Below are 1,277 nucleotides of genomic sequence, written 5' to 3'. Positions count from 1 at the left end.
AAAACCCTCAAGACGTCGTCCCAATTTCCCGCTGGACTTCAAAATCTGCCTGGTTGAGCAAGCGCTCCAGCCCGGCGTATCCATTGCGAAGCTGGCACGGGATAACGGTATCAATGACAATCTGTTGTTCAACTGGCGCCAGCTCTACCGCCAGGGCAAGTTCGGCGTCCAGCCTAAACTCCCCGCGACAAAGCAGGCTGAACTGTTGGCGGTCACGCTGGCCACCGAGCCATCACTTTCACCCTCTGCCGAACAACCTGTTACCTGCGACATTGAGTTCACCGGTGCCCGGTTACGTCTGACCGGCAATCTGACACCGGCGCTGCTACGCACACTCATCCATGCACTCAAAGGCCCGCAATCATGATCGGCTTACCGGCGGGCACCCGTATCTGGCTGGTTGCCGGCCAGACTGACATGAGAAAGGGCTTCCAGGGCCTGGCTGGCCAAGTCGTATCCGCCCTCCGGGAAGATCCATTGTCCGGCCATGTCTTTGTCTTCCGGGGGAAACGCGGCAACCTGATAAAGGTCCTGTGGTCGACCGATGACGGCCTGTGCTTATTGGCAAAACGCCTTGAGCGCGGCCGCTTTGTCTGGCCGCAGGCCCGGGAGGGGAAGGTCTTCTTGACGCAAGCTCAGTTATCGATGCTGCTTGAGGGAATAAATTGGAAACAACCGGAACGCACTTCGTTTAACCTGGCGATATTGTAATAACCCGATAGCTTCCCTTAACATCCTGGCATGAAAAGAAAAAATCATGCCCTGCCCACTGACGTGCCCGCGCTGCAAGCGCTGGTACTGCAACAACAAACTCTGGTCGCGCAACAACAGGCGACCATCGCATCCCTGCACGATGACCTTAACGCACGCAAAGCGGAAATCGACCGCCTGCTGGCGCAACTGGCGAAGCTGCGGCGTCTGTACTTCGGGCGCAGCTCGGAAAAGGCCGAGCGGCAGATAGTCCAACTGGAGCATCGCCTGGAGGAACTGCTGACGGAAGATAAGGCGCAGTCTGCACGGGTCGATGACCCGGCGGTACCGCCGGCCTTACGTCCCTCGCCGGTACGTCGGCCTTTGCCGGCACACCTGCCGCGCGAAGAACGCTGCCTAGAGCCGCAGGAGCCGGCCTGTCCCGCCTGCGGCGGCGACCTTAAGCCGCTGGGCGAGGATGTCAGCGAACAGCTTGAGCTTATCAAAAGCGCCTTCAAGGTGATAAAAACCCGGCGCAAAAAGAAAGCCTGCGCTCGCTGCGATGTCATCGTCCAGGCGCCGGCGCC

At 59.4% G+C, this 1,277-nt stretch carries 2 protein-coding genes and 1 pseudogene; all 3 read left to right on the top strand.

All coding sequences use genetic code 11. The annotated features are described in order from the left end of the window. Positions 1-367 (top strand): IS66-like element accessory protein TnpA (tnpA, locus tag GRH90_RS25845; RefSeq protein WP_162368812.1); only part of this gene is annotated, 367 nt, incomplete at its 5' end. After that, positions 364-711, top strand: a complete 348-nt coding sequence (tnpB, locus tag GRH90_RS25840) for an IS66 family insertion sequence element accessory protein TnpB (RefSeq protein WP_162368811.1) — start codon at positions 364-366, stop codon at positions 709-711. The genes tnpA and tnpB, both read left to right, overlap by 4 nt. Before the next feature lie 159 nt (positions 712-870). Then, positions 871-1,277, top strand: a pseudogene (locus GRH90_RS25835) (transposase domain-containing protein); the annotation flags it as partial.

Origin of the sequence: Acerihabitans arboris (genome assembly GCF_010131535.1) — a bacterium.
Classification (GTDB): domain Bacteria; phylum Pseudomonadota; class Gammaproteobacteria; order Enterobacterales; family Enterobacteriaceae; genus Acerihabitans; species Acerihabitans arboris.
This window is presented reverse-complemented; position numbering and strand designations above follow the sequence as displayed.

Coding starts and splice junctions, on each gene's coding strand:
- tnpB (WP_162368811.1), top strand. CDS start 364: ATGATCGGCTTACCGGCGGGCACCCGTATCTGGCTGGTTGCCGGCCAG.